Source organism: Nocardioides sp. IC4_145 (genome assembly GCF_011250565.1).
In the GTDB taxonomy this organism is placed as follows: Bacteria; Actinomycetota; Actinomycetes; order Propionibacteriales; family Nocardioidaceae; genus Nocardioides.
Map to the genome: position 1 here is coordinate 1 of NZ_JAANMS010000024.1, position 25,749 is coordinate 25,749.

The following is a 25,749-nucleotide window of genomic DNA, read 5'->3' on the forward strand; positions in this document are numbered from 1 at the left end:
GCCGGGCCCTGCAACTCTCAGGCAGGTCATCCCCGAAGAGCGACTGGCTCAGCTCGGCAGTGACCCGGCAGACCCGGGGTGCAGACAAGAGACCTACTCCTGTCTGCACCCAACGTCCACCAGTGAGCCGCTCAGCGGCCTCCGACGTCCTCCCTCGGCAGCGGGCCGACCCCGCCGGCGCGGCCGGGTCGCGCGGCCGCGTGCCGCTGGCCGGGGCCCGGTCCGCTTCGGGCGGCCAGCGCGTCCGCGACGAGACCGGTGACGGCGGCGTACACGCCCTTGTGCAGCAGGTCGATCGCGAGCTCGTCGCGCGGCCAGCTCTGGGGCGGGGCGCCGACGCCGGTGGCGTTCTCGAGGAGCTGGTCGGTGGTCAACCGGACGACGCCGAACTTCGCTGACGCCAGCGGCCCGCGGAGGCCGGCGTGCGCCATGGCCGAGCGCAGGACCCCGACGAGCGCGGCCTGGCCGTAGTGCATGGCCCAGTTCGTCGCGAGCGACCGTCCGCCGGTCTGCTCCGGGAGGCCGGTGAGCCGCTCGAGGACGCGGGCGGGGACGTAGGAGCTCGGGCGGCCGGTCAGCCGCTGCTCGACCTTCTCCCCCACGGTCATCGCCGCGGCGCCCACCGCGCCGGCCAGCAGTCCCTCACCCACGACGCGCCCGATCATGGGCGGTGGGTACCCGCGTGCGCGGTCGGCGAACCCGCGCCAGCCCGGCGGGGCGCGGTACGACGACGAGGGGCCGCCCGCACCAGCGGCGACCCCTCGTCGTACCCGTCCACCACCACAGGGACGTCTAGGCGGGCTGGTCCGCGTCCAGCCGGGCGAGCTCCTCGTCGGTGAGCTCGAGGTCGGCGGCCGCGGCGGAGTCGGTGATCGACTGCGGCCGCTTGGCGCCGGGGATCGGGATGACGACCGGGGACTGCGCGAGCTCCCAGGCCAGCGCGACCTGCTGGGCGCTGACGCCACGGGCCTCGGCGACCTCGGCGAAGGCCGGGTGCTTCTCGGCGAGCGACTTGGCGTCGCCGAGCCCACCGAGCGGGCTCCACGGCAGGAACGCCACGCCGAGCTCCTCGCACACGTCGATCTCGTGCCGGCTGGAGCGGAACGTCGGGGAGAACTGGTTCTGCACGCTCGCGAGCGCACCGCCGAGCACCGCGTGGGCGGCGCGGATCTGGTCGGGGTCGGCGTTGGACAGGCCGACCATCCGGACCTTGCCGCTGTCGGCGATCTCCTTGAGCGTGCCGATGACCTCGTCGTACGGCACCTTCGGGTCGGGCCGGTGGTGCTGCCAGAGCGCGATCTGCTCGACGCCGAGCCGCTGGAGGCTGGCGTCGACGGCCGCCCGCAGGTGCTCGGGCGAGCTGTCGGTGTCCCAGCCGCCGCCGTCGGTGCGGGCGTGGCCGCCCTTGGTGGCCAGGAAGACCTGGCCGCGCACGCCGAGCTCGTCGAGCAGCCCGGCGATGAGCTCCTCGTTGGCGCCCTGGGCGCCGATGCCCTTCTCCTCCCCCGGCCCGTAGGCGTCGGCGGTGTCGAAGAGCGTCACCCCGGCATCGAGCGCCGCGCGCACCGTGTCGGCCAGCTGCTCGCGCGGCTGGCTGCCGGACTGGTCGAACGTCATCAGCCCGAGGCCGATCGCTCCGACCTCCACCCGGCCGACCTGGTCGTTGCCGATCACTCGAGTCCTCACCGCGGCTCGGTGCCCAGGGAGCGGGGGCCGAAACCCGGGAGCACAACGGGGTACGGGCGGAGGCGTGGAACGGATCAGCCCCACCCTGCTCAGCTGGGCGTCGGTGCTCGAGGAGGGCACCCGCGCCCAGGCCGTGACGACCGCGTCGATGCCCTTCATCCACCCGCACGTCGCGCTGATGCCCGACGCCCACCTCGGGCTCGGCGCGACCGTCGGGTCGGTGATCCCGACGAGCGGCGCGATCATCCCGGCCGCGGTCGGCGTGGACATCGGCTGCGGGATGATCGCGGTCCGCTCCCAGCACTCCGCGGCCGACCTCCCCGGCGACCGGCGGCGGCTGCGCGAGGCGGTCGAGCGGGCGGTCCCGCTCTCGGCGGGGGCCCGCAACGACGCGGTGACCCGCGACCACACCCGCGAGCGGCTGACCCTGCTGCGCCGCGAGGCCGAGGAGATCGGCCTGGACCCCGCGTCGTACGCCAAGCACTGGGAGCTCCAGCTGGGCACCCTCGGCAGCGGCAACCACTTCATCGAGGTCAGCCTCGACGAGGAGGACCGGGTCTGGCTGTTCCTGCACTCCGGCTCCCGCGGCGTCGGCAACAAGATCGCGCAGAAGCACGTCGCGGTCGCCCGCAAGCGCTGCGAGCGCGAGGGCGTCGACCTGCCCGACCGCGACCTTGCCTGGCTCGCCGAGGGCACGCGTGAGTTCGACGCCTACATCCGCGAGATGCAGTGGGCGCAGCACTACGCGCTGCTCAACCGCGAGGAGATGATGGACCGCCTCGTGGCCGAGGTGGAGCGGTGGACCGGCGGGCCGGTCGAGCGCACCGAGGAGATCAACTGCCACCACAACTACACCGAACGCGAGACGCACTTCGGCGAGGACGTGTGGCTCTCGCGCAAGGGCGCGATCAACGCCGAGGCCGGCCGGCCCGGCCTCATCCCCGGCTCGATGGGGACGGCGTCGTACGTCGTCGTCGGCCGTGGCGACGAGGACTCGCTCCGCTCCGCGCCGCACGGGGCGGGCCGGAACTTCTCGCGGACGCGGGCGCGCAAGACGTTCTCCCAGGACGACCTACGGGCGGCGATGGCCGGCATCGAGTACCGCGACACCGCGGCCTTCATCGACGAGATCCCGGCTGCCTACAAGGACATCGACGTGGTGATGGAGGACGCCCGCGACCTGGTCGAGGTGCGGCACACCTTGCGGCAGATCGTCAACGTCAAGGGCGACTGACCGGCCCCTCCGTAGGCTCGAGCACGTGACCACGGTGCGCGAACGGCTCGGCCAGGCGCTCTTCCTGCGGGTCGCCGGACCGGACGGGGCGAAGCAGGCGGCCCGCATCCACGGCCGGCCCGGGCCGCGGTGGTTCGAGCCGAACAGCCCCATCGCCCGCGTGCACGGCGACGCGTCGATGTTCGTCGGCGGCATCCGGGCGCTGCTGCTGCAGACCCTCCACCCGGCCGCGATGCGCGCCGTCTCGGAGCACTCCGGCTTCCGCGGCGACATGTGGGGCCGGCTCGCCCGCACCAGCACGTTCCTGGCGGTCACGACCTTCGGGCACGCCGACGACGCACAGCAGGCGGTCGACATGGTGCGCCGCATCCACGACCGGATCACCGGCACGATGCCGGACGGGTCGGCGTACGCAGCCAGCGACCCGCACCTGCTGAAGTGGGTCCACGTTGCGGAGGTCGACAGCTTCCTGCTGGCCCACACGACGTACGGCGCGGAGCCGCTCGACCAGGCCGGGCGCGACGAGTACGTCGCCCAGGTCGCCGAGGTCGGCCGCCGGCTCGGCGTCGTCGACCCGCCGACGACCGAGGCCGAGCTGCGCGAGGCGCTGGCGGCGTACCGCCCCGAGCTCCGCGGCACCCCTGAAGCCCGCGAGGCCGTGCGCTACCTGCTCTTCAAGCCGCCGCTGCCGCTGCCGGCGCGCGCGCCGTACGGCGTGCTCGTCGCCGCCGCGGTCGGGCTGATGCCGGCCTGGACCCGCCGCCACCTGCTGCTGCCGTGGCTGCCGGTCTCGGAGCGGACGGTCGTGCGGGTGCTCGGCTCGTTCGCGGTCGGCACGATCCGGTGGGCGATGACGGCCTCGAGCCCGGCCGCCCGGCGCACGGCCTCCTGAGACGCGCCGTTTCTTGAGCCAACCCTGAGCCGTTCTTGCGCGCTCGGGGGGTCGGCGTTCCTAGGCTGCTCGCATGGGGACCCCTTCCGCCCGCCGTCGTGCCTCGGCGCTCGCGATCGTCGTCGGCCTGCTGGCCGCGCTGCTGGCCGCGCTCGGCCCTGCGGCCCCCGCCCAGGCCGCCAACGGCACGGTGCGCGGGCAGGTGATCAACCCGCAGGGCGGCAAGGTCAACCTCAAGATGCTGTGGTTCAGCAAGGACTGGCGCTACCTCGGTGAGCGCCGGGTCACCTCCGACATCTACTCGCTGTCGCTCCCGCCCGGGACCTACCACCTGCAGTTCGTCGACCAGCGGCCCGCGTACGACGTCACCAAGTACGCCCCGGCCGACGTCACCGTCCGGCTCGGCTCCGGCCAGCGCATCCAGAAGGACGTGCGCCTCCGGCGGGGGGCCGCCATCACCGGCACCGTCCGGGCCGGCGGCCGGGCGGCGGCCGGCGCTCGGGTGGTCGCGGCCAACACCTTCGAGCAGTCCTACGAGACCAAGGCCAACAGCAAGGGCCAATTCGCCATCGGCGGGTTGCCGAGCAGCAGCTACTCGGTGTGGGGCTACGACCGGCAGGCCCAGTTCGTGGGGCCGAGCGTCTACCTGCGGGGCCTGAAGCGGGGGAAGGTCGCCAACACGAAGGTGGTGCTCGGCAAGCGCGGCGGCAGCCTGCTCGTCGACCTGCAGAAGCCGGACGGCAGCCGAATGGGCGGCAGCTTCTTCGTCACCGTCAGCAGCAAGCGCACCGGCCAGTTCTGGACCGCGAAGGCCAAGCGCGGCACGGTGACCTTCCAGGGCCTCCATCCCGGCAAGTACGTCATGGACGCACCCGGTGTCGGCATCTGGCTCGCCCGCCGGGGCAACGTCTCGGGCGCGTTCGTCAAGGCCGGTCGCGCCGACCTCGCCAGCACCTTCCGCTGGACCAAGCGCGGCGCCTGGGTGACCGGCACCGTCGTGGACGAGTCCGAGCCCGACGTCGTGCTCCCCGGCGCGCAGGTCATGCTCTTCGACCGGTCGGGGGCGAAGGTCGCCACCACGACGACCGACGGCGCCGGACGGTTCACGCTCAGCGGCGCGATCCTCACCCAGCGCGGGATGACGGTCGTCGCCTCGGCCGGTCCCTACACCGACTTCCTCGGCCCCGACGACGCCGGCAAGTGCCGCTTCGGCCGCACCGAGGTCGGCGGCGTGTCGGTCGTGACCAGCGAGCAGACCGACGTCGGCGACGTGCTGCTGCCCCGCAAGCCCGGCCAGAGCGGCGCCTGCGCCGCCTGAGCGGACCCGGTCACGGCACGTGTCCGCTCGGCGCGCCAGGAGCGGCGACCCGGCCGGTGGTCAGGCGACGGTCATGTCCGCGTCGCCCCAGTAGGCGCGCATGCTGGTGATCCGCGCGTCGTCGTCGAAGGTCATCACGTCGAAGGGCGCGAGCACGTAGGTCTGGTCGCCGGCCCGCGTGCGCACCTCGAAGGCGAAGACCGCCTCCCCCGCGACCACGCGCGCGTCGACGAGCCGGGTCTCCTGCTCGAGCCCCTCGAGGGTGGCGTAGAAGGCGTGGATCGCCTCGCGCGTCGTCAGCGGCTCGCTGCCGACCGGGTCCTCGACGGTCGCGCCCTCGGCGTACAGGTCGACGATCTGGTCGGCGCTCCCCGTCGCGACCAGCTCGACGTACTTCTCGACGACGGCGCGGACGGCTTCGTTGCTCGCAGGCATGGCCCGCAACCTAGCCGTTTGCCAGACTGGGCGGGTGGACGACGACCATCTGCTCGCCTCCTGGCCGCTGACCACCGGCGAGGAGGTGCGCGACCAGCTCGCCGCGGCGTACGGCTCGCCCGACCGCGACTACCACGACACCCGGCACCTGACCGAGGTGCTCGCCCGGCTCGAGGAGCTCGCCGGGCGGGGGGCGGTCTTCGACCGGCTGGCGGTGGTGCTGGCGGCCTGGTTCCATGACGGGGTCTACGACGGCGAGCGGGACGCCGAGGAGCGCTCCGCCGCGTGGGCCGAGGACGCACTGACCGCCCTGGTCGATCCCGCGGTGGACGAGGCCGTGGTCGCGGAGGTCGTGCGGCTGGTGCGGCTCACCGAGACCCACCGGCCCGAGGACGACGACGCGAACGGCTGCGCGCTCTCCGACGCCGACCTCGCGATCCTGGCGGCGCCGCGCGGGCGGTACGACGAGTACGTCACGGCGGTGCGCCGCGAGTTCGCCCACCTCGACGAGGAGACGTTCCGCGGGGGCCGCGCACAGGTGCTCCGCTCGCTGGCCGAGAAGGAGCACCTGTTCCACACCGCCTGGGCGCGCGAGCACTGGGAGGGACCCGCCCGCGCCAACCTGGCCCGCGAGCTCGACGAGCTGTCCCGGGCGACCGCGTCGGCCCGGGTGTGATGCTCAGCCGCCGCGCTTGCGCCGCCGGAGACCGGCCGCGACCAGGCGGGCGACCAGCTCCCGCGAGCTGACCGGCGCGGCGCCGGAGGCGACGACCATCTCGTACCACTCGGCCGGGACGTCGTAGTGGTCGCGGTCGAAGCCGCGCTCGGGGATGCCGAGCCCGCGCGCGAACGCGTGCAGCTCCTCGAAGGACGCGTCGCTGGCCACGTGCGACCACAACCGGCCGTGGCCGGGTGCGTTCGGCGGGTCGACGAGGATCACGGCTGACCCGTACCCCTCACCTGAGCAGCCGGCGCCACGAGCGGACGTGACCGGCCTCGACGTAGGAACGGTGCGACGCGCCGGGGCGGACCTGGGTGTCGACCGCGAGCTGGCGGACGCCGGCCCGCAGCAGCCACGGGACCTGCTCGGCCTGGAGGCCGCGGCCCGCGACGAGCAGCCCGGCGACGGCCGGGTCCGCGGCGGCGACCAGCAGGTCGTCGTACCCGACGGTCATGCCCTGGGGCGACCCGGCGGAGCGCACCCCGGCCAGGCCGGGCAGGCCGAGCACGCGGCGCCACGAGCGGCGCGGGTCGAGGGTGGCGTCGAAGGCCTCGGAGAAGACCCACGGCAGCCCGTCGGGCAGCTGCTCGGCCAGCGCCGTGCAGACCGCCACGTCCACCTCGAGGTCGGCGTCGAGGAAGCCGAAGCCGTAGCCGGCCGCCCCGCACGCGGCGTAGTCGGCCGCCAGCCCGACCAGCCGGGCGAGCTCGCCGCCGGTGGTGGTCCAGGTGTCTTCCAGCCGGAGCTCGACGAGCACGGGCAGGTCCGACTCGCGGCACACCGCCGAGACCAGGGCCGGCTCCGGCGACCGCCCGCCCGGGGCGGCGAGCCGCAGCCGGTCCGCCCCGCCCTCGGCGGCGCCCGGCACGTCCCGCTCGTGCGCGACGGCGACCTCGAGCACCACTCCTCGCTCCCGGCCGCCTGCGTCCATGGGCCCAGGCTAGGGCGCGAGCCCGCCCGCGGGCGCCCAGCGCCGCGCCACGTCGGCCAGGACCCGCCCGACCAGCGCCGGCGGCGGCTGCTCCCAGACCTCGTCCCAGGTCGTGCGTCCGTCGGCGACCCGGGCTGCGAGGGCCTGGAGCTCGACCGGCGCGTCCGGGCCGCAGGCGGCGGCCAGCGACTCCCGCAGGCCGGCGTCGAGGGAGCCGTCCCCGGTTGAGCTGGTCATGCCGCGAGCTCGGCGAACGCCGCCAGCCGGTCGCGCTGGGTGTCGGCCCAGTCCGCGACGTCGCGCTGCAGGTCGAGCACCATGTCGACCAGGTCGATCACGCGGCGTACGTCGTCGATGATGTCGGTGACCGCGTCGAGCCCGCGCAGCGCCAGCTCCGCGGCGAACGTCGCCCAGCCGGTCGGTCCGCCGACGCGGGCGAGGAGCCGGCGGGCCAGGCGGGCGATGGCCTTGCCGAGCTCGACGAGCAGCATCTCGACCTTCACCCCGAGCCGCTCGGAGACGTCGGCGACCTCCTCGAAGAGCAGCCAGCCGCCGTGGACGACGGCAGCGAGCCCGCGCGCGGCGACCGCCCGGACGCCGAGGTCGATCGTGAACGTCGTGCCGGCGGCGCCGTCCCAGCGCGGGTCGACGGTGGCCGCGACGTGCGCGAGGTTCTCCGACCAGGTGCCGAGGGCGTCGGCGACCTGGCGACAGGCGGTGGCGTTCTGCCGGATGGCGCCGTAGTCACCGGTGAGCGGGAGCACCAGCAGCTCCTGGAGCGAGCCCTCGGGCAGCAGCGGCAGGCCGGCGCCGACCTGGTTGAGGGCGCGGATGCCGGTGTTGACGACGTCGCGCAGCGCCGAGATCGCGCCGTCCCAGGCCTCGAAGGTCGCGTCGTGCCGCAGCTCGGGGCGACCCGGGGCCGGGTCGTGGAGGTGCAGGTCGACGAGCATCACGCCGCCTCGGGGAGCGGCGAGGCCGGCAGCTCCGGCACCCGCGGCAGGCACCCCGGCACGGCCGCGTCGGACGCCTCGAGCTCGCGGGTGGCCACCTCGACGCCGTGCCGGAGGTCGGCGAGCGCGTCGACCGCCGTGCGCCCCGCCGCCTCGAACGCCGCTCGCACCACCTCCATCGCCTCGGCCAGGGGCCGCAGCAGGCACACCGAGCTCGGCTCGAACCCGTCCGGCCGGGCCACCCACCGCACCGCGTGCGCGGTGATCGCGGCGGCCTGGCCGGCGGTCTCGTCGAGGACGCCGGGCAGCCGCCGCAGGTCGTCCCAGTCGGTCACGAACAGGTCCATCTCTCCACCTCCGAGGCACCGGTCGCGCCGTGCGTCCGGTCCTCCCGGGTTGCCCGGGACCGGCCCGGCTTGAAACGCGAGCGACCATGGGCCTGTGGACAACGCGCTGCTGATGAACGCCCGGGCCCGGGTGCTGGCCGACCTCGAGGCACGTCGCCACGCCACCGCCGCCGCCGTCTCGGTGCTCGAGGACGCCTGCTCCTCGCGCCAGTGGTGGGCCGAGCAGTGGCCGCAGGGAGAGGTGTACGTCGCCGGGCTGGTCGCCCAGGACGTCCAGGACGCCCTGCTGGAGACCGCCGGCCGGTGGCCGCTGTGCCTGGGCTGCGGCGACGACGCCCCCGAGCACGCCCTCTACATCCAGCCCGACCTCGGCGGACCCGACCCGGTATGGGTGTGCGAGGAGTCCGGCGAGGCGGTCGCCCCGCTCGGCGGGCTGTAGCCACTCGCCCGTCCGCCGGCGCCCGCCGATGCTCGTGGCGTCAGGCGTCAGGCGTCAGGGCCGGCGGCAGGGCCGGCGGCTCGCGGGACATCCCACGGGAGTCCCGCGCATCCCACGGCAGATCTGCCGTGGGATGCGAGGGGGTCACCGGTGAACCGGTGACCCCAACAGGCCCTCAAGGACCGTCAGGAGTCCTGGCCGAGCTGCACCCAGAGGGTGAACCGGTCGGCGCGGTAGACCGTGCGGGAGACCTCGACGACCTTCTCGCCGGCGATGGCGCGGCGGGAGTGGCGCAGCACCGAGGCGCCCGCCTCGACCTCGAGCAGGGTGGCCTCCTCGGGGGTGGCCTTGTCGGCGGTGATGGAGTCCTCGGCCCAGGTCGGGCGCAGGCCGCGCGACTCGAGCGCGTCGTACAAGCTGGTCGGCATCCCGCTCTGCAGGAAGCCGGGCAGGAGCACCTCGTTGAGGTAGGCGTCCTCGAGGCACATCGGCTTGGCGTCCGCGCGGCGCAGGCGGCGCCAGTGGATGACCGCGTCGCCCTCGCTGAGGCTCAGCGCGCGGGCGACGCCCGGGCCGGCCTGCTCGCGGCGGGCGAGGAGGGTCTGCGACTCGGCCAGCAGGCCGCGCCGGTTCATCTCCTCGGTGTAGCCGGTGATCTTGCTGGCCGTGCGGCGCGGTCGGGCGACGAACGTGCCGCGGCCGGGGATGCGCTCGAGCAGCCCCTCGACGACCAGCGCGTCCATGGCCTGGCGCACGGTCATCCGCGCGACGCCGAAACGGTGGACCAGCTCTCGCTCCGAGGGAGCGGGCGATCCGGGAGCGCACCCGGTGACCAGGGAACGCACGTACTCGCGCACCTGGACGTGCTTGAGCGCACGCCCGTCAGTCACCAGCACTTCGTCCACGAGGGTGAGACTAGGCGGACCAGACCACCGCTGTCCCGCGTTTGGTGAAGAACCGTGGTGGATTTCGCACCGGGCGCTCCGGCCGCTCGGGCGGGTCGTGTGCCTGACGGACGCGGGTCCGCCCGTCCTCGAGCACACGACTTCCCAGGAGCTCCCCGGAAGGCGCCCGGAAGGCCCGGGATGGAGCGCGGCCCGCCTCAGTCGGTCGCGATCGCGCGCAGCACGTCGAGGCGGGCCGCACGCCGGGCCGGCAGCACGGCGGCGAGCACCCCGACGACGACCGCGACGAGGAGGAACGCCGCCAGCTGGCCGACCGGCACGCTGATCACGTCGAGCCCCTCGTCGCGCAGCGCCCGCATCAGCGCCACGCCGAAGAACGTGCCGAGGACGGTGCCAAGCACCGCGCCGAGCACCGCGATGACGACCGACTCCAGCGTGATCATCAGCCGCAGCTGCGCGCGGCTGAGCCCGATCGCGCGCAGCAGCCCGACCTCGCGGGTCCGCTCAATGACCGAGAGGGCGAGGGTGTTGACGATGCCGAGCACGGCGATGACCAGCGCCAGCCCGAGCAGCGCGAAGATCATCAGCACCAGCTGGTCGATCGGCTCCCGCTGCTCGGCGGCGAAGCCGGCCTCGTCCTTGACCGTCACCACCGGGCTGTCGGCGACGACCTCCTCGAGCCGCTCCTGCAGCCCGGCGGCGGCGCCGTCCTCGGCGTCGACCACCACGTAGTTGTCGCGGTCGGCGAAGCCGGCCGCCAGCAGCGTGTCGACGGTCGTGAGCAGCGGGAAGAACACGATCGGGTTGTCCTCGAAGACGCCGACCACCTCCCACCGCGCCTCGCCGGTCGGCAGGTCGAGCGTGACCGTGTCGCCGACGGCCACGCCCTCGTCCTCGGCCCACGACTCCTCCACCACGACCGTCTCGTCGCGCAGCGGGTCCGCGGAGCCCTCGACGAGGGTCAGGCCGAGGTCGTCGACGGTGTCGGGGTCGGTGGCGGAGATGCCCTGGTCGTCACCGTCCCGCTCGCCGAACGCGAACCGCTCGCGCAGCACCGACGCCACCCCGTCGACCTCGGCCATCCGGTCCGCGATCGCGGGCGAGAACTCGCCGCCGAAGGCGCTGCTCACGACGTAGTCGCCCACGAAGCTCTCCGCCACCGACTCGTCGACGGTCGCCTTCGCCGAGTCGCCGACGATCGCCATCGTGCAGGCCAGCGTCAGGCCGATCATCAGCGCGGACGCGGTGGCGGTGGTGCGCCGCGGGTTGCGCAGGCTGTTCTGGCCGGCGAGGTTGCCGACCGCGCCGAAGGCCCGGGCGTACGCCGCCCGCGCGGCGCCCAGGAACGGCCGGCTGAGCACCGGGCTCGCCGCGGCCACCCCCAGCAGCACGGCGAGCACGCCGAGTCCGACCCACCAGCCCGCGCGCGGCACGTCGGCGAACAGGCCGGCCGCCAGCGCGGCGAGCCCGGCCACGGCCAGCGCCAGGCCGGCCCAGAGCCGCCGGCGCAGCGAGCCCTCGGGCAGCGCCACGTCGTCGCGCAGCGCCTGCACGGGGGCGATCCGCGCCGTGCGGCGGGCCGGGAGCCAGGCCGCCGCCATCGTGACGAGCACGCCGACGGCGTACGCCGCGACGACCGTGCGCGGCTCGAAGACCAGGCCCTGCCCGGAGAGGTCGAGCCCGAAGGAGGAGGTGACCGCACGGATGCCCTGCGCGAGCAGCACGCCGAGGCCCAGCCCGACGCTCGAGCCGACCAGCCCGAGCACGAGCGCCTCGAGCTGGACCGACCAGGTGACCTGCCGCTTCGAGGCACCGAGGGCGCGCAGCAGCGCCAGCTCGCGGCTGCGCTGGGCGACGAGGATCGAGAACGTGTTGACGATGAGGAACGACCCGACGACGAGCGAGATGCCGGCGAAGATCAAGAGGAAGGTCGTCAGGAACGACACCGCCTCGAGCAGGTCGGAGGCGGCCTCGTCCGCGGCGTCGTCGCCGGTCACGGCCTCGACGCCCTCGGGCAGCACCTCGCGGACCCGCTCGGCGAGCTCCTCCTGGGAGACGCCGTCCTCGGCGGTCACCCACACGTCGTTGTAGACGTCGCGGCCCTCGAGGAAGAGCTCCTGCGCGGTCGCGGTGTCGAACTGCGCGAGGGTCGCGCCGTTGAGCGAGCCGCCCTCGGCGAACTCGGCGATGCCGACCAGCTCGGCGTCGAGGTTGAGCCGTTCGGTGGAGGTGACGAAGGGGACCCTGTCGCCGACGTCGTACCCGGCGCGCTCCGCGGTCCGCTCGTCCAGCACCACCTCGCCCGACCGCCGCGGCTCGCGACCCTCCTGGACCGTCAGGCCGGTGAGGCCGTGGCCGGCGGGCGCGTCGTTCCAGTTGCCGCCGAGCGCCGGCGGCCCGAGGCCGCCCACGACCTTGCCGTAGGTGTCGACGACGAAGACGCCGACCGCGGTGACGTTGCCGTCGGCGCGCGCCGCGCCCGGCACGTCGGCCAGCTCGTCGATCAGCGCCGCCGGCAACGTCTGCGTCGACGGCGCGCCCTGCGTCGTGGTGCCCCCGACCGGTCGCACCACCACGTCGCCGACGGTGGAGGCGAAGAGCGCGGTGAAGCTCCGTCCGAGGGTGTCGGAGAAGACCAGCGAACCGGTCACGAACGCCACCCCGAGCACGATCGCGAACGTGCTCATCAGCAGGCGCAGCTTGCGCCCGAGCAGGCTCTTGAGGGCGGCGCGGATCATGCCGGCGCGCTCATCCGGGCCATGACCTCGAGGACCTGCTCGCGATCGGGGCGCCGCAGCTCCTCGACCACGCGGCCGTCGGCGAGGAAGACGACGCGGTCGGTGTACGCCGCGGCGACCGGGTCGTGGGTCACCATCACCACCGTCTGGGAGTGGTCGTCGACGCTGCGCCGCAGCAGCTCGAGCACCTCCGCGCCCGAGCGGGAGTCGAGGTTGCCGGTCGGCTCGTCGGCGAAGACGATCCGCGGCCGGCTGACCAGCGCCCGCGCGACGGCGACCCGCTGCTGCTGGCCGCCGGAGAGCTCGCTCGGCTTGTGGTGCAGCCGGTCGCCCAGGCCGACGGTCGCGACCACGGCGTCGTACCACTCCTGGTCGGGGCGGCGCCCGGCGATCGAGAGCGGCAGCGTGATGTTCTCCCCCGCGGTCAGCGTCGGCACCAGGTTGAACGACTGGAAGACGAAGCCGATCTCGTCGCGGCGCAGCCGGGTGACCTCCTTGTCCCCCATCGCCGTCAGGTCCCGCTCGCCGACGAGCACCTGGCCTGAGTCGGCGGTGTCGAGGCCGGCGCAGCAGTGCATGAGGGTCGACTTGCCGGACCCGCTCGGGCCCATGACGGCCGTGAACTCGCCGGCGGCCAGGTCGAGGCTCACGTCGTCGAGCGCACGGACGAGCGCCTGCCCGCTCCCGTAGGTCTTCGTCAGGTGGCGCACGCGCGCGGCCGGCTCGGTCATGGGGACACGATCCCGCGCGGCACCGACCCCGCGCCACCGGGATGTCCCCGGTCCACCCCCGGGACCCCTTGTCCGTCGAACACGCGTTCGATAGCCTGGGCTCGTGGACTTCCAGACCTCGCTCTTCGCGGCGGAGGCCCCGGCCGAGGAGTCGGCGCGGGCCACGATGTCCGCCGCGCTGGCCGAGCACGTGGAGCGGATGCCGCTGTCGCGCGGCGCCTGGGTCGACGTGTGCCGGACCTGGCTGCCGCAGCCCGACGACGTCTTCGCCACCCTCGTCTCCGAGGTGCCGTGGCGAGCGGACAAGCGACAGATGTACGACCGGTTGGTCGACGTGCCGCGCCTGCTGCACACGTACCTCATCGGCGAGGAGCTGCCGCACCCCGTGCTCACCGACGCCCGCGAGGCGCTCAGCGAGCACTACCGGCCCGAGCTGGGCGAGCCGTTCCGGACGGCCGGCTGCTGCTGGTACCGCGACGGCCGCGACAGCGTCGCCTGGCACGGCGACACCATCGGTCGCGGGTCGAGCCGCGACACCATGGTCGCGATCGTCTCGGTCGGGGACCCGCGGAAGCTGCAGCTGCGCCCGCGCGGCGGCGGGGAGTCCCTCTCGATCGAGATGGGCCACGGCGACCTGCTCGTCATGGGTGGCTCCTGCCAACGCACCTGGGAGCACGCGGTGCCGAAGGTGGCGCACGCCGGGCCGCGGGTCTCGGTGCAGTTCCGCCCGTTCAACGTGTTCTGAGGCCGTTCGGGACGGCGTCCGAAACCCGCGCGCAGAGCGTCGGCGGCGGGTGGCAGACTCCGCTGCCTCATGAGCAGCGCGACCAACCCGTCAGATCCCACCGGCACGACCCGCCTCACCCTCTCCTCCTTCTGGCACGACCTGCCCCGCGCGGGCAAGCTGCTGCTCTCGGTGGTCGTGCTGGAGTTCCTCGGCACCGGCCTCGTGCTGCCGTTCCACGTCGTCTATCTCAACGAGGTCCGCGACATCCCGCTCCGCGACGTGGGGCTGCTGCTGGCCGTGCCGCCGCTCGCCGGGCTGCTCGTCGTCGGCCCGAGCGGCACGGCGATCGACCGGTTCGGAGCGCGGCGGATCCTCATGGCCACGCTGGTGCTGCTGAGCATCGGCAACGTGCTGCTCGCGCTCGCGACCACCCCACTGGCCGCGGGGCTGGCCCTCGCGCTGACCGGCATCGCCGCCGGCGTCTCCTGGCCTGCCTCGCAGAGCCTGATCGCCGCGGTGGTGCCCCGGGAGCTGCGGCAGCGGTACTTCGGGGTGAACTTCACGCTGCTCAACCTCGGCATCGGCATCGGCGGTGTCGTCGGCGGCGTGGTGGTGGACGTCGAGCGCGCGGCGACCTTCCAGGCGATCTACCTGGCCGACGCGGCCAGCTACCTGCCGGCGCTGTTCCTGCTGGCGGTTCCGCTGCGGCACGTCGCGGGCCGCCCCGAGCACGACGCGACGGCGTCGCAGGAGCCGGCGTCGTACGTCGCGGTGCTGCGCCGCCCGGCGGTGGCCTCGCTGATGGTGCTCGGCTTCAGCGCCTCGTTCGTCGGCTACGCGCAGCTGAACGCCGGCATGCCGGCGTACGCCCGCGCGGTCGGCGAGGTGTCGACGCAGGGCCTCGGCATCGCGTTCGCCGCCAACACCCTCGTCATCGTCGTGCTCCAGCTGGCGGTGCTCCAACGCATCGAGGGCCGCCGGCGCACCCGCGTGATCGCGGTGATGGCGCTGATCTGGGCCGGCGCGTGGCTGCTGCTGGGCGGCTCCGGCCTGGTCCCGGGCACGGTCGGGGCGACCGTCCTGGTCGCGGCGTGCGCGTCGGTGTTCGCGCTCGGCGAGACGCTGCTGCAGCCGACGATCCCGGCGCTGGTCAACGACCTCGCACCCGACCACCTGCGCGGCCGCTACAACGCGCTCAGCTCGGCCGCGTTCCAGTCCGCGCAGGTCATCGCGCCGCCGGTGGCGGGCTTCCTGGTCGGGCACTCGCTCGGCAACGCGTACGTCGGCCTGCTGGTCGTCGGCTGCCTGACCGTCGCGGCGCTGGCCGTCGTCCGCGTCGAGCGGCAGCTGCCGCCGGGGGTGAACGGCGTGCGGGCGCCGGCTCCCCTGGAGGAGACGGCGCCCGCACTGGCGGATGCGACCGGCGAGCCGTTCGCCGGACCGGTCAGCGGCTCCGGCGGCGCCTGAGCAGCAGGAGCACCAGCACGACGAGCAGGCCGAGGCCGGCCTGCCTGCCGTAGGACTTCAGCAGCACCGGCAGCACCGACGCACCCAGGTCGAGCGCGTCGTCGGCCGGGCCCGGACCCGCGGCCGGCGCCGGTCGGGGCGCGGCCGGCGGCGGGCCGGCGTCGGCCACGACCGGCGCCACCTCGTCGGCGGCGACCTGCTGGGCGGCCGAGGCCTCGACCGGCGTCGGGGCGTCGACCGCGGCCGGCTCGGGCTCCGCCTCCGCCGGACCGGCCGTGAGCCGCTGCTCGAGGCAGGAGACGAACTGCCCGAGCAGCTTGTCCGAGACGTCCTGCATGACGCCGCGGCCGAACTGCGCCGGCTTGCCGGTGATCGACAGGTCGGTCACGACCACCACGTCGGTCGCGCTGCTCTCGCCCGAGGGGGCCATGGTCAGCGTGACCGTCGCGCCGGCGGTGCCGTTCCCCCGCTTGTCCTTGCCCTTGGCCTCGACCACGAACGAGTGCGCGGTCTCGTCCTTCTCGACGAACGTGCCGGTGCCGCCGTACACGAGCGCGATCGGTCCGAGCTTGACCTTCACGGTGCCGGTGAAGGTGTCGTCCTCGACCGACGTCACGACCGCGCCGGGGAAGCACTCGGCGACCGCGGCGACGTCGTTGAAGTGCGCCCAGGTCTCCTCGACGTCGGTGGGGACGGTGAACTCGTGACGGAGGTCCATCAGCCGGTTGCTCCTGCCGCGGTCAGGACGGCCCGCCGGGTGAGGACCGTCGCGAGGTGGCGACGGTAGTCGGCGTCCCCGTTGAGGTCCGAGGGCGGGTTGGTGCCCTCGGCCGCACGGGCGGCGGCGTCGCGCACGCCGTCGGGCGTCGCCGGCTGCCCGACCAGCGCCTGCTCCACCGCGTGCGCGCGGACCGGCGTGTTGCCCATGTTGGTCAGCCCGACCCGCGCCTCGGCGATGGTGCCTCCCTCGAGGCGGACCGCTGCGGCGACCGCGACGATCGGCCACTGGTGGGCGACGCGGACGAACTTCTCGTAGTGGGCGCCCCACCCGGTGTGCTTGGGCAGGCGGACCTCGGTGAGGATCTCGTCCTCGCCGATGGCGGTCTCGAAGAGGTCGACGAAGAACTCCTCCGCCGGCACGGTGCGGGTGCCGCCCGGACCCTGGATCACGAACTGCGCGCCGAGCGCGAGCGCCGGCGCCCCCAGGTCGCCCGCGGGATCGGCGTGCGCGAGCGCCCCGCCGAAGGTCCCGCGGTGCCGGATCTGCACGTCGGCCAGGTGCTCGACGGCCTTGCTCACCAGCGCGGCGTGCTCGGCCACAAGCGGGTCGGAGCCGACGACCGAGTGCTGGGTCATCGCGCCGACGACGATCGCGTCGCCGTCGTCGCGCACGCCGCGCAGCGAGGTGATCTTCCCGAGGTCGATCACCATCTCCGGGGCGTTGAGCCGCATCCGCAGCACCGGCAGCAGGCTCTGCCCGCCGGCCAGGATCTTCGCCTCGTCGCCGTGCTGCGCGAGCGCCGCCAGCGCCTCCTCGACGGTGGTCGGGGCGAGGTAGTCGAACTGTGCGGGGATCACTGCTGGGCTCCGTCCTGGGCGCCGGCCGTGCGGTCCACGGTGCCCTCCATGCCGGTGGATGCGTCGAAGTGCGGGGCGGCCGCGCCGGTGGTCGCCTCCGTGCCGGATCCGGCGTCCTGGATGGCGCGCCAGACCCGCTCGGGCGTGCAGGGCATCCGGATGTCGGTGATCCCGAGGTGGCGCACCGCGTCGACGACCGCGTTGACGACGGCCGGGGTCGAGGCGATCGTGCCGGCCTCGCCGACGCCCTTGGTGCCGAGCGTGTTGGTCAGCGACGGGGTCGTCGTGTGGTCGACCTCGAAGCTGATCGTGTCCGCCGAGGTCGGCAGCAGGTAGTCGACGAAGGAGCCGGACACCAACGTCCCGGACTCGTCGTACACCGCCTCCTCCCACAGCGCCTGCGCGATGCCCTGCACCAGGCCGCCGTGCACCTGCCCGGAGACGATGAGCGGGTTGATGACGTTGCCGATGTCGTCGACGCAGACGTACTTGCGCATGTGCAGCGCGCCGGTCTCGGTGTCGATCTCCATCGCGCACAGGTGGGTGCCGTGCGGGTAGTTGAAGTTGACGGGGTCGAACGTCGCGTCGGAGTCCAGCGACGGCTCCATCCCGTCGGGGAGGTTGTGCGCCGCGAAGACCGCGGTCGCGATCTCCTGGATCGCCACCCCCTGGTCGGTGCCGCGGACGGTGAACCGCCCGCCGCTGAAGTCGAGGTCGTCGGCCGACGCCTCGAGCAGGTGCGCGGCGACCGTCTTGGCCTTCTCGACCACCTTGTCCGAGGCCTTGACCAGCGCCTCGCCCCCGACCACGAGCGACCGGGAGCCGTAGGTGTCGAGGCCCTTCGGCGCCACCTGGGTGTCGCCGTGCAGCACCTCGACGTCCTCGAACGGCACCCCGAGCCGGTCGGCGACGATCTGGCTGAACGCCGTCTCGTGGCCCTGGCCGTGGGCGCTGGCGCCGGTGACGACCTCGACCTTGCCGGTGGCGAGCATCCGGACGCTCGCGTGCTCCCAGCCGCCCGCGCCGTAGTCGAGCTGGCCGAGCACGCGGCTCGGCGCGAGTCCGCACATCTCGGTGAAGGTCGAGACGCCGATGCCGAGCTGGACCGGGTCGCCGGACTCCCGGCGCCGGCGCTGCTCGGCCCGGAGCTCGTCGTACCCGAACATCTCCTTGGCGCGCTCGGTCGCCGCCTCGTAGTTGCCGGAGTCGTACTCCAGCCCCGCCACCGTGGTGAACGGGAACTCCTCGTGCTTGATCCAGTTCCGCTCGCGGATCTCCAGCGGGTCCACGCCGACCTCCGCGGCCAGCTCGTCCATGAGCCGCTCGATCGCGAACGTCGCCTCGGGCCGGCCGGCGCCGCGGTAGGCGTCGGTCCAGGTCTTGTTGGTCAGCACCGTCTGGACGGCGAAGTGGTAGGCCGGGAACTTGTAGATCGCGTTGAACATGAACGCGCCGAGCACCGGCACGCCGCCGCCGACGAGCGAGACGTAGGCGCCGAGGTCGGCGAGGAGCTCGACCTTGAGGCCGGTGACGTTGCCCTCGCGGTCGGCGGCGAGCGTCAGCTTCTGCCACTGGTCGCGACCGTGGTGGGCGGCGATGAGGGACTCGCTGCGGGTCTCGGTGTACTTCACCGGCTTGCCCGTGCGGCGGGCCAGCGCGACGGTGATCCACTCCTCGGGCGTCGTCTGGAGCTTGCCGCCGAAGCCGCCGCCGACGTCCGGCGCGATGACCCGCAGCTTGGACTCCGGGATGCCGGTGGTCGCGGCGAGCGCGAAGCGGAGGATGTGCGGGATCTGGGTCGCCGACCACACGGTCAGCTGCTCGCCCGTCGGGTCGACGACGGTGGACCGGGGCTCCATGAAGGCGGGGATGAGCCGCTGCTGGCGGTACTCCCGCTCGAGCACGATCCCCCCGCTCTCGCGCGCCTGGGCGATGGCTTCGTCGACGTTGCCGCCGGTGCCGGCCTCGCCGGAGTCGAAGACCCAGTACGCCGACTTGTTGCTGCCGAGGTCCGGGTGCGCGAGGACCGTGTCAGCGGCGGCCTCCTTGAGGTCGAGCGCGGCCGGCAGCTCGTCGTACTCAACGTCGACGAGCTCGGCGGCGTCGCGCGCCTCGGCCGCGCTGCGGGCGACGACGACCGCGACGATCTCGCCGGCGAAGGCCACCCGGTCGATCGCCACCGGGAGGTGGGTCGGCGTCTTCTGGTCCGGCGTGATCGGCCAGGCGTTGATGAGCACGCCTTGGGTCTCGGCCAGGTCCTGGCCGGTGACGACGTCGACGACGTTCGGGCTCTGCTTGGCCTCGGTCGTGTCGATGCTGGTGATGCGGGCGTGCGCGAACGGGCTGCGCACCATCGCCAGGTGCAGCATCCCGGGCAGCTGGATGTTGTCGGTCCAGCGCGTGCGGCCGGTGATCAGCCGCTGGTCCTCCTTGCGGCGCCGCTCCCTGCCGATCTCGCGCTCGGGCGCCTCCGCCTCCGGGCGGGCCTCGGTGGCGGTCATGCCTGCACCGCCTCGGTCTGGCCGGGCACCTGGCTCGCACCTGCGCCCGCCGCGTGCTGCACGGCGCGCACGATGTTGTGGTAGCCGGTGCAGCGGCACAGGTTGCCCTCGAGCCCGAGGCGGATCTCCTCCTCCGACGGGTTCGGGTTGTCCTTGAGCAGGTCGACGCTCTGCATGATCATCCCCGGCGTGCAGTAGCCGCACTGGAGGCCGTGGCACTCCCGGAACGCTTCCTGCACCGGGTGCAGCTGCCCGTCCTGGGCGAGCCCCTCGATCGTCGTCACCTCGCCGCCGTCGGCCTGGACGGCCAGCACGTTGCACGACTTCACGCTGGTGCCGTCGAGGTGCACCGTGCACGCACCGCAGTTGCTGGTGTCGCAGCCGACGACCGTGCCGGTCTTGCCGAGCTTCTCGCGGAGGTAGTGCACGAGCAGCATGCGCGGCTCGACGTCGTCGGCGACCCTCGCGCCGTCGACGGTGAGGTTGATCCGGACCATGACTCTCCTCGGGGTGTACGCCGGGTGTGACCCGGCTCACGCTAGGCGGCGCTGGTTGGGTGATCGTTGGTCCGCGGCCGAGGCGCCGAGTCCTGAGCACGGAGGAGAGGTACGCCGTGGCTCGCGGCCACCTCCCGGTTCACGGACGGCCGGACTTCTCGGCTGGTTGAGGAGGGCTGCCAGGCCCGTCTCGAAACCCGCCGAGAGGCTGCTCAGATCGTTGTCCGAATGCTGGTCTGACCTGGGGAAACGGAGCCTGCACTGTCGGTGGTCGATGCTTGAGTAGACCCATGGCCAAGGACTCCCGACACGGTGCGCACCCGGTGTGCCGCGCGGTCGCGAAGTCCCGCAAGAAAGCCCGCTCGGCATGCAGCGCTCAGTTCTGGCAGATGTCCGACGACGAGGTCTCGACCGCCCTGCTCGAAGCCAGTCGGCTCCGCGCCCAGGTCGCGGCGCTCGAGCTGCGCCTGGCCGCCGAGGCCGACCGGCGGGAGGTCGGCGACGAGGTCGGCGCGACCGACACAGCGTCCTGGTGGGGCCACGAGATCCGTCAGGACCGGCGCGCTGCCAAGCGACGAATGCGGCTGGCGGAGTCCCTCGACCGCCACGCACCCACCGCGGCTGCGCTCGCTGAAGGCGCGATCAGCACCGACCACGCCCGCGTCATCACCGACTGCATCGACCGACTCCCGGACGATCTCGAAGACCCGTCGATCCCGGAGCGCGCGGAGAAGCACCTGCTGAACGAGGCGCTGGACCTGGACCCGAAGTCGCTGGCGATGCTCGCCAAGCACGTGCTCACCGTTGTCGCGCCCGAGATCGGCGAGGCGTGCGACGCCCGCGCCCTCGAACGCGAGGAACGAGAAGCCCGCGCCCACGCCTGGCTGACCATGGCGCCCGACGGGAAGGGCAGCTACCGGGGGAAGTTCTCCATCCCGACCCTGCACGGCGAGATGCTCAAGAAGGCGCTGCTCGCGTTCGCCGCCCCGAAGCACCAGTCCAGCAAGAAGGCCGACGAGGACGCAACGGAGGTCGTCGAGCGGCGGCCGTCACCGGAACGGATGGGCGATGCGTTCTGCGAGCTCCTCGAACGCCTGCCAACCGACAAGCTGCCGAAGCTCGGCGGGTTGAACGCCTCGATCGTCGTCCTGATCGACTTCACCAGCCTGACGAGCGACACCGGCCGCGTCGTCCTCGAGAGCGGACAACCGATCTCCGCGGCGATGGCCCGGCGGATGGCCTGCGAGCCAGGACTCATCCCCGCCGTCCTCGGCAGCTCCTCCGAGCTCCTCGACCTCGGCCGCACCGCCCGTCTGTTCTCCGGGGCACAACGCCGCGGGCTCGTCATCACCCAGCGCGAGTGCACTGCCGTCGGCTGTGACTGGCCCGCCCACCTCTGCCACGGCCACCACGACGACAGCTGGCTCCACGGCGGCAAGACCGACCTGAAGAACGCACGCCTGCTCTGCCCGAGGCACCACGCCCGCATCCACGACCCCAGGTTCGAGACCACCATCCACCCCGACAACCAGGTCACCTTCCACATCCGGACCTAGACCGCGACACGGATGGTCGCCACCCGCGGACCAGATGACCAGCCCGACGCCCTGCGCACCTCACCGGGTTTCGACACGGCTCGCTGGCGCTCGCCTGCTCAACCAGCGGAGGGGGTCTCCCCGACGCTCGCCAGGGCTCGCTGGTGGGAGGGTGACGGGATGGGCGAGCGGGATGACCGGGCGGCGATCTACGAGCTGGTGTGCTCCTACTGCCGGGCGGTGGACCGAAGGGACCTCGACGGCGTACGCGCGGTCTACGCGCGGGACGGCGTGGACCACCACACCGGGTTCGACGGCTCCGCCGACGAGTACGTCGCGTGGCTGGCCCGGATGCTGCCGGCGCTGGACGGGACGATGCACCTCGTGGGCAACCACCTCGTCGAGCTGCGGGGCGACGAGGCCGTCGCGGAGACGTACGGGCAGGCCGTGCACTGGGGCACGCCTGCGGACGAGCCGGCGTCGAACTTCACGACCGGGTTCCGGTACGTCGACCACCTCGTCCGCGAGGACGGCGCGTGGCGGATCCGCGAGCGGTGGGCGGTGCGCGAGTGGACCCGGTCGGAGGCCGGCCGGCTCACGCCGGGGACGGGCTCGGGTCCGCGAGCGGCGCGGGACGGCAGCGACCCGTTGGACGTCGCGTTGGGGCGGCTGCGGGGGTCCGGCGGGTTTCGAGACGGGCGCTAGCGCGCCCTCCTCGACCAGCCGACCGGAGGAGCTGGCGGGGCTAGCCGATCGCGGCGCGGACGGCGGCCCGCATCGCGGCGCGGAAGCGGGCGGTGCCGGGGGCGGTGTCGCCGAGGAAGGCGTCGGCCGCGTGGTACATCCCCGGCTCGACGTGCACGTCGCAGGCGACCCCGGCGGCGCGGAGGCGGGCGGCGTACTCCAGGTCCTCGTCGTGGAAGAGGTCGAGGTCGCCGACGCCGATCCAGGCCGGCGGCAGACCGGCGAGGTCCGCGCGGCGCGCGGGCACGGCGTACGGCCGGTCCTCGCCGTCCTCGGCGGGGGCGTGGCCGAGGTAGGAGTTCCAGGCGAAGCGGTTCGACGGCGGCGTCCAGAGGAACCGTCCACGGCCGCCGTGGTCGGAGCGGAGGTTCGTGCGGTCGTCGAGCATCGGGTAGACGAGCAGCTGGAAGGCCACCGGCGACCCCTCGTCGGCGGTGCGCTGCGCCAGCGCCGCGGCGAGCAGGCCGCCCGCGCTCGCGCCACCGACCGCGATCCGTGCGGGGTCGACCCCGAGGTCGGCAGCGGCAGCGCGCAGCCACTCCAGCGCCTCGGCGCAGTCGTCGAGCGGCGTCGGGAACGGGTGCTCGGGCGCGAGCCGGTAGTCGACGTTCACCACCAGGACGCCGAGGTCGCGGGCCAGCTCGCTGCACAGCCGGTCGTCCTGGGCGGCGGTGCCCATGACCGTGCCGCCGCCGTGCACCCAGACCAGGGCACCGCTGGGGTGCTGGCGGCCGACGGGCCCGTGCACCCGCACGGCCGCGCCGCCGGGCAGCCCGCGCACGGTCACCTCGACGCCGTCGACCGGCTTCGTGGGGATGCCGTAGGCACGGCGGGCGAGCGGCAGCAGGGCGGGGTGGGTGAGCGCGAGCGGTGCCCACAGCGGGGCGATCCGCATCGCGCGCGGCACCTCACGCACCGCCCGGGCGCGGGCCAAGGCGGCCCCGACGGCGGTCGCACCGAGGGTGATGGGGGCGAGCGGCAGCAGGCGCGGGCGCGGCGTCACCCGCCGGACGTTAGCGAGCGGCTCAGGAGCGCGCGACCGCCAGCCTCCCCTTGAGCAGCGGCACAGCCGGGTGCGGCGTCCCGGCGAGGCGGGCCAGGCAGGTCTCCAGCACCTCGGCGTCGTACGGCGCGAGCTCGCTGTAACGCACCACCGCATCGGGCTGCGGGTCGGCGAGCAGCGCCTCGCGCAGGGCGACCGCGACGTACTCGGCGAGCTCGTGGAGGGCCGGGCTGTTGGTGCCCGGCAGCAGGTCACCGCGGTACGCGTCGACGGCCGCCGCGACCTCGCCCCGACGCAGCAGCGCCAGCACGTGGTCGACGTCGGTGGCGACCGGCATGAGCAGCCGGTAGGGCCGTGACGACAGCTGCCCGCCGAGCGCGGCCCGCAGGTGCGAGACCTCGGCCTTCAGCGTGGAGAACGTGACGGCCTGGTCGCCGTAGACCAGCGCGTGCAGCTGCTCGAGCGAGAGGCCCTCGGGGTGCATCGCGAGCAGCGCCAGCACCTCGGTCTGCCGGCGGTTGAGCAGCAGCCGCTGCCCGTCGAGCCGGGTCTCGGCGGTGCCGAGCAGCGTCATCACGAGCCCCGGGTCGTGGGTCTCCTCCAGCCCGGGGTGGGTGTGCGAGCGGGGCATGGCCTGCTCGATGAGGCGCGCCATCACCCGCGCGGTCGCGAGCCCGATCGGGTGGGTGCGCTCCCACGTGGTCGAGAGGTCCAGGACGCCGAGCTGCGCCCCGGTGACCGGGTCGTGCACGGGCGCGGCCCAGCAGACCCAGTTGTGCACGATCGGTGCGTAGTGCTCGGCGCTGAACACCATCGACGGCTTCCCGAGCCGGTTGGCCAGGTCGAGGGCGTTGGTGCCGACCGACCGGTCGTCCCAACGGCCGCCGGCCACGAAGTTCACGGTCTCGGCCTTGCGGCGCATCACGCGGCCGCCGTACGTCCACAGGATGCGGGTGTCGGGGTCGGTGACGGCGACGACGAGGTCACCGTCCTCGGCGGTACGCCGCAGCTCGGCCTCGACCCGCTCGACCGCGACCTGGAGCGGCGAGCCCCGCCACCGCCCGGCGGTCTCGTCCTCGTCGGCGAGCGGCGCCTCGGTGACGTCGGTGCCGACCGCGGCCGACCGGCCCCAGCTGGAGAGGATCTCCGGGCGCACCGCGCCGGCGGCGTCGCCGTGCTCCACGAACGACGTCCACGCGCGGACCGCCCGGCGCCTGCGGTCCTCCAGGTCCCCGACCGTCATGCGCCGGACCGTACACCGCGCCGGTGACCCGCGTCACAGGTCGAGGTGAACTCTCAGGAACCGCACGGTCCGCCGCATCGAGTCCGCGAACCGCGGCCCGAACGCGTGCCCCTCCCCCTCGTAGACCTCGAGCTCGGAGTCCGCACCCGCCTTCCGCAGCAGCCGGTGCGTCTCGCGCGACCAGGCGAGCGGGCAGGTGTCGTCGGCGGTGCCGTGCAGGACGAGCACCGGCTCGGTGACCCGGTCGAAGTAGGTGCGCGAGGACAGGTCGCGGTAGAAGCGCGGGTTCTCCTGCGGCGTGCCGAAGCGGTCGTAGTAGCGCGCCAGCTCCTCGGGCCGGTTCGGCTCGGTGAACTGCCGGATGTTGTCGACGAAGCGCGAGCTCACCGACGCGAAGACGACCGCGGCGTCGACCAGCCCGGGCTCGGCGACCAGCGCGTTGAGCGTGACCCCACCGCCCATCGAGCGGCCGAGCATCGCGAGCCGGTCGTCGTCGACGTACGGCTCCTGCTCCAGCGCCTTGGCCGCCGCGATCGCGTCGCGCGTGTAGGCCAGGCGGCTCTCGCGGTCGACGTCGCCGACCGGGTCGGAGCCGGCGTGGCCGCGGTAGTCGGTGTGCAGCACGACGAAGCCAGCCGCCGCCAGCCACTCCTGCTCGCGCGAGAGCCCGCGGCCGAGCGTGTAGATCGCGGGGTCGATGTAGCCGTGGTTGAGCACCACCGCGGGGAACGGTCCCTTGCCGCGCGGCACGAGCAGCTCGCCGGAGACGGTCGCGCCGTTCACGGTGTACGTCGCCGCCCAGCTGCGCCAGCGCGCGGTGCTCGCCAGCGGCTCGGTGCGCCGCAGCCGGCCGGCCTCGACGTCCTCGCGCATGAGCGTCGGCAGCGAGACCCGGTGCCGCACCGGCGGGAGCGCCCCGGGAACGGCGTCGGGTCCGGCGTCCGGCTCGGTGGTGCCGGTGTCGCTCGGCGAGGGCGTGCTCGACGACGGCACCGGGGTCGCCGGCGGCGTGGTCTCGGTCGGTCCGCCGGCGGGGTCGTGCACCGGCTCGTCGCTGCACGCGGCCAGCGGCACGGCGAGCACGGCCGCGAGCGCGAGGGCGACGACCCGCCGCATCAGACGCG

General features: G+C 73.9%; 27 protein-coding genes. 9 read left to right on the forward strand and 18 right to left on the reverse strand.

Annotated features, from left to right (window positions below; translation table 11 throughout):
* Positions 1-131 precede the first annotated feature (131 nt).
* Both G6553_RS11400 and G6553_RS11405 read right to left on the reverse strand, forming a co-directional pair.
* Positions 132-665 (reverse strand): hypothetical protein, encoded by a 534-nt coding sequence (locus G6553_RS11400; RefSeq protein WP_166192533.1) that lies wholly within the window; start codon positions 663-665, stop codon positions 132-134.
* Positions 666-792: 127 nt separating this feature from the next.
* Positions 793-1,686, reverse strand: a complete 894-nt coding sequence (locus G6553_RS11405) for an aldo/keto reductase (protein WP_347565657.1) — start codon at positions 1,684-1,686, stop codon at positions 793-795.
* Positions 1,687-1,750: 64 nt separating this feature from the next.
* Here G6553_RS11405 and G6553_RS11410 point away from each other — a divergent pair, with 64 nt between their 5' ends.
* The 3 genes from G6553_RS11410 to G6553_RS11420 all read left to right on the forward strand — a co-directional run bounded on the left by G6553_RS11410 (position 1,751) and on the right by G6553_RS11420 (position 5,130).
* Positions 1,751-2,920 carry an RtcB family protein gene (locus G6553_RS11410; RefSeq protein WP_166192536.1) on the forward strand — a complete coding sequence of 390 codons (1,170 nt, stop codon included), beginning with the start codon at positions 1,751-1,753 and terminating at the stop codon, positions 2,918-2,920.
* Between the two features lie 25 nt (positions 2,921-2,945).
* Positions 2,946-3,812, forward strand: coding sequence for an oxygenase MpaB family protein (locus G6553_RS11415; protein ID WP_166192539.1), 867 nt, complete (start codon positions 2,946-2,948; stop codon positions 3,810-3,812).
* A 73-nt stretch (positions 3,813-3,885) separates the two neighbouring features.
* Complete coding sequence (locus G6553_RS11420) at positions 3,886-5,130, forward strand: carboxypeptidase-like regulatory domain-containing protein (RefSeq protein WP_166192542.1); 1,245 nt, start codon at positions 3,886-3,888, stop codon at positions 5,128-5,130.
* 60 nt (positions 5,131-5,190) lie between these two features.
* Here G6553_RS11420 and G6553_RS11425 read toward each other — a convergent pair whose 3' ends face one another.
* The gene (locus G6553_RS11425) at positions 5,191-5,565 is read right to left on the reverse strand and encodes a nuclear transport factor 2 family protein (RefSeq protein ID WP_166192545.1); all 375 of its coding nucleotides are present in this window, start codon (positions 5,563-5,565) and stop codon (positions 5,191-5,193) included.
* 34 nt (positions 5,566-5,599) lie between these two features.
* On the opposite strand from G6553_RS11425, the gene G6553_RS11430 reads away from it, so the two are divergent.
* Positions 5,600-6,241, forward strand: coding sequence for a hypothetical protein (locus G6553_RS11430; protein ID WP_347565658.1), 642 nt, complete (start codon positions 5,600-5,602; stop codon positions 6,239-6,241).
* A 3-nt stretch (positions 6,242-6,244) separates the two neighbouring features.
* Here the strand turns inward: G6553_RS11430 and G6553_RS11435 are convergent, their stop codons facing one another.
* Genes G6553_RS11435 through G6553_RS11455 form a run of 5 tightly spaced genes read right to left on the reverse strand, consistent with a single transcriptional unit; the run spans position 6,245 to position 8,517 of the window.
* On the reverse strand, positions 6,245-6,505 hold the full coding sequence (locus G6553_RS11435; protein ID WP_166192551.1) for a DUF4031 domain-containing protein: 261 nt from the start codon (positions 6,503-6,505) through the stop codon (positions 6,245-6,247).
* A 16-nt stretch (positions 6,506-6,521) separates the two neighbouring features.
* Complete coding sequence (locus G6553_RS11440) at positions 6,522-7,217, reverse strand: copper homeostasis protein CutC (RefSeq protein WP_166192554.1); 696 nt, start codon at positions 7,215-7,217, stop codon at positions 6,522-6,524.
* Positions 7,218-7,226: 9 nt separating this feature from the next.
* Positions 7,227-7,454 carry a hypothetical protein gene (locus tag G6553_RS11445; RefSeq protein WP_166192557.1) on the reverse strand — a complete coding sequence of 76 codons (228 nt, stop codon included), beginning with the start codon at positions 7,452-7,454 and terminating at the stop codon, positions 7,227-7,229.
* Positions 7,451-8,170 (reverse strand): hypothetical protein, encoded by a 720-nt coding sequence (locus G6553_RS11450; RefSeq protein WP_166192560.1) that lies wholly within the window; start codon positions 8,168-8,170, stop codon positions 7,451-7,453. Before G6553_RS11450 ends, G6553_RS11445 begins: the two co-directional genes overlap by 4 nt.
* The gene (locus tag G6553_RS11455) at positions 8,170-8,517 is read right to left on the reverse strand and encodes a hypothetical protein (RefSeq protein ID WP_166192563.1); all 348 of its coding nucleotides are present in this window, start codon (positions 8,515-8,517) and stop codon (positions 8,170-8,172) included. Before G6553_RS11455 ends, G6553_RS11450 begins: the two co-directional genes overlap by 1 nt.
* A 94-nt stretch (positions 8,518-8,611) precedes the next feature.
* Between G6553_RS11455 and G6553_RS11460 the strand changes: the two genes are divergently transcribed.
* Positions 8,612-8,956: a hypothetical protein gene (locus tag G6553_RS11460; RefSeq protein ID WP_229707115.1), complete on the forward strand. Its 345-nt coding sequence runs from the start codon at positions 8,612-8,614 to the stop codon at positions 8,954-8,956.
* 185 nt (positions 8,957-9,141) lie between these two features.
* Here the strand turns inward: G6553_RS11460 and G6553_RS11465 are convergent, their stop codons facing one another.
* The 3 genes from G6553_RS11465 to G6553_RS11475 all read right to left on the reverse strand — a co-directional run bounded on the left by G6553_RS11465 (position 9,142) and on the right by G6553_RS11475 (position 13,330).
* Positions 9,142-9,846 (reverse strand): GntR family transcriptional regulator, encoded by a 705-nt coding sequence (locus tag G6553_RS11465; RefSeq protein ID WP_347565659.1) that lies wholly within the window; start codon positions 9,844-9,846, stop codon positions 9,142-9,144.
* 212 nt (positions 9,847-10,058) lie between these two features.
* Positions 10,059-12,599, reverse strand: a complete 2,541-nt coding sequence (locus G6553_RS11470; protein ID WP_166192566.1) for an FtsX-like permease family protein — start codon at positions 12,597-12,599, stop codon at positions 10,059-10,061.
* Positions 12,596-13,330: an ABC transporter ATP-binding protein gene (locus tag G6553_RS11475; RefSeq protein WP_166192569.1), complete on the reverse strand. Its 735-nt coding sequence runs from the start codon at positions 13,328-13,330 to the stop codon at positions 12,596-12,598. The genes G6553_RS11470 and G6553_RS11475 overlap by 4 nt, the downstream gene beginning before the upstream one ends.
* A gap of 103 nt (positions 13,331-13,433) precedes the next feature.
* Here G6553_RS11475 and G6553_RS11480 point away from each other — a divergent pair, with 103 nt between their 5' ends.
* A complete protein-coding gene (locus G6553_RS11480; protein WP_347565660.1) occupies positions 13,434-14,075 on the forward strand; it encodes an alpha-ketoglutarate-dependent dioxygenase AlkB in 642 nt (213 codons plus the stop codon).
* 69 nt (positions 14,076-14,144) lie between these two features.
* The gene (locus G6553_RS11485) at positions 14,145-15,524 is read left to right on the forward strand and encodes an MFS transporter (RefSeq protein ID WP_166192572.1); all 1,380 of its coding nucleotides are present in this window, start codon (positions 14,145-14,147) and stop codon (positions 15,522-15,524) included.
* Here the strand turns inward: G6553_RS11485 and G6553_RS11490 are convergent.
* The 4 genes from G6553_RS11490 to G6553_RS11505 are packed head-to-tail and all read right to left on the reverse strand — an operon-like array spanning position 15,502 to position 20,100.
* Positions 15,502-16,242, reverse strand: coding sequence for an SRPBCC family protein (locus tag G6553_RS11490; RefSeq protein ID WP_166192575.1), 741 nt, complete (start codon positions 16,240-16,242; stop codon positions 15,502-15,504). The genes G6553_RS11485 and G6553_RS11490 overlap by 23 nt on opposite strands.
* Complete coding sequence (locus tag G6553_RS22165; RefSeq protein ID WP_166192578.1) at positions 16,242-17,102, reverse strand: xanthine dehydrogenase family protein subunit M; 861 nt, start codon at positions 17,100-17,102, stop codon at positions 16,242-16,244. The genes G6553_RS11490 and G6553_RS22165 overlap by 1 nt, the downstream gene beginning before the upstream one ends.
* Positions 17,099-19,603: a xanthine dehydrogenase family protein molybdopterin-binding subunit gene (locus tag G6553_RS11500; RefSeq protein WP_166192581.1), complete on the reverse strand. Its 2,505-nt coding sequence runs from the start codon at positions 19,601-19,603 to the stop codon at positions 17,099-17,101. The genes G6553_RS22165 and G6553_RS11500 overlap by 4 nt, the downstream gene beginning before the upstream one ends.
* Complete coding sequence (locus G6553_RS11505; protein ID WP_166192584.1) at positions 19,600-20,100, reverse strand: (2Fe-2S)-binding protein; 501 nt, start codon at positions 20,098-20,100, stop codon at positions 19,600-19,602. Before G6553_RS11505 ends, G6553_RS11500 begins: the two co-directional genes overlap by 4 nt.
* Before the next feature lie 290 nt (positions 20,101-20,390).
* On the opposite strand from G6553_RS11505, the gene G6553_RS11510 reads away from it, so the two are divergent.
* Together G6553_RS11510 and G6553_RS11515 are read left to right on the forward strand one after the other, a co-directional pair.
* Positions 20,391-21,656: an HNH endonuclease signature motif containing protein gene (locus G6553_RS11510; RefSeq protein WP_166192587.1), complete on the forward strand. Its 1,266-nt coding sequence runs from the start codon at positions 20,391-20,393 to the stop codon at positions 21,654-21,656.
* Positions 21,657-21,815: 159 nt separating this feature from the next.
* Positions 21,816-22,340 (forward strand): nuclear transport factor 2 family protein, encoded by a 525-nt coding sequence (locus tag G6553_RS11515; RefSeq protein WP_166192589.1) that lies wholly within the window; start codon positions 21,816-21,818, stop codon positions 22,338-22,340.
* Between the two features lie 40 nt (positions 22,341-22,380).
* Here the strand turns inward: G6553_RS11515 and G6553_RS11520 are convergent, their stop codons facing one another.
* The 3 genes from G6553_RS11520 to G6553_RS11530 are packed head-to-tail and all read right to left on the reverse strand — an operon-like array spanning position 22,381 to position 25,741.
* Entirely contained in the window at positions 22,381-23,382 is a 1,002-nt protein-coding gene (locus tag G6553_RS11520; RefSeq protein ID WP_347565661.1) for an alpha/beta hydrolase, read from the reverse strand.
* Between the two features lie 22 nt (positions 23,383-23,404).
* Positions 23,405-24,625, reverse strand: a complete 1,221-nt coding sequence (locus tag G6553_RS11525; protein WP_166192592.1) for a transcriptional regulator — start codon at positions 24,623-24,625, stop codon at positions 23,405-23,407.
* Between the two features lie 33 nt (positions 24,626-24,658).
* A complete protein-coding gene (locus tag G6553_RS11530) occupies positions 24,659-25,741 on the reverse strand; it encodes an alpha/beta fold hydrolase (RefSeq protein WP_166192595.1) in 1,083 nt (360 codons plus the stop codon).
* Positions 25,742-25,749 lie beyond the last annotated feature (8 nt).

Excerpts from the sequence above, each read along its gene's own strand:
- G6553_RS11485 (WP_166192572.1), top strand. The coding sequence starts at position 14,145 with ATGAGCAGCGCGACCAACCCGTCAGATCCCACCGGCACGACCCGCCTC.
- G6553_RS11455 (WP_166192563.1), bottom strand. The coding sequence starts at position 8,517 with ATGGACCTGTTCGTGACCGACTGGGACGACCTGCGGCGGCTGCCCGGC.
- G6553_RS11400 (WP_166192533.1), bottom strand. The coding sequence starts at position 665 with ATGATCGGGCGCGTCGTGGGTGAGGGACTGCTGGCCGGCGCGGTGGGC.
- G6553_RS11530 (WP_166192595.1), bottom strand. The coding sequence starts at position 25,741 with ATGCGGCGGGTCGTCGCCCTCGCGCTCGCGGCCGTGCTCGCCGTGCCG.
- G6553_RS11510 (WP_166192587.1), top strand. The coding sequence starts at position 20,391 with ATGGCCAAGGACTCCCGACACGGTGCGCACCCGGTGTGCCGCGCGGTC.
- G6553_RS11470 (WP_166192566.1), bottom strand. The coding sequence starts at position 12,599 with ATGATCCGCGCCGCCCTCAAGAGCCTGCTCGGGCGCAAGCTGCGCCTG.
- G6553_RS11440 (WP_166192554.1), bottom strand. The coding sequence starts at position 7,217 with ATGGACGCAGGCGGCCGGGAGCGAGGAGTGGTGCTCGAGGTCGCCGTC.
- G6553_RS11505 (WP_166192584.1), bottom strand. The coding sequence starts at position 20,100 with ATGGTCCGGATCAACCTCACCGTCGACGGCGCGAGGGTCGCCGACGAC.
- G6553_RS11515 (WP_166192589.1), top strand. The coding sequence starts at position 21,816 with ATGGGCGAGCGGGATGACCGGGCGGCGATCTACGAGCTGGTGTGCTCC.
- G6553_RS11420 (WP_166192542.1), top strand. The coding sequence starts at position 3,886 with ATGGGGACCCCTTCCGCCCGCCGTCGTGCCTCGGCGCTCGCGATCGTC.
- G6553_RS11490 (WP_166192575.1), bottom strand. The coding sequence starts at position 16,242 with ATGGACCTCCGTCACGAGTTCACCGTCCCCACCGACGTCGAGGAGACC.
- G6553_RS11425 (WP_166192545.1), bottom strand. The coding sequence starts at position 5,565 with ATGCCTGCGAGCAACGAAGCCGTCCGCGCCGTCGTCGAGAAGTACGTC.
- G6553_RS11500 (WP_166192581.1), bottom strand. The coding sequence starts at position 19,603 with ATGACCGCCACCGAGGCCCGCCCGGAGGCGGAGGCGCCCGAGCGCGAG.
- G6553_RS11445 (WP_166192557.1), bottom strand. The coding sequence starts at position 7,454 with ATGACCAGCTCAACCGGGGACGGCTCCCTCGACGCCGGCCTGCGGGAG.
- G6553_RS11450 (WP_166192560.1), bottom strand. The coding sequence starts at position 8,170 with ATGCTCGTCGACCTGCACCTCCACGACCCGGCCCCGGGTCGCCCCGAG.
- G6553_RS11525 (WP_166192592.1), bottom strand. The coding sequence starts at position 24,625 with ATGACGGTCGGGGACCTGGAGGACCGCAGGCGCCGGGCGGTCCGCGCG.
- G6553_RS11475 (WP_166192569.1), bottom strand. The coding sequence starts at position 13,330 with ATGACCGAGCCGGCCGCGCGCGTGCGCCACCTGACGAAGACCTACGGG.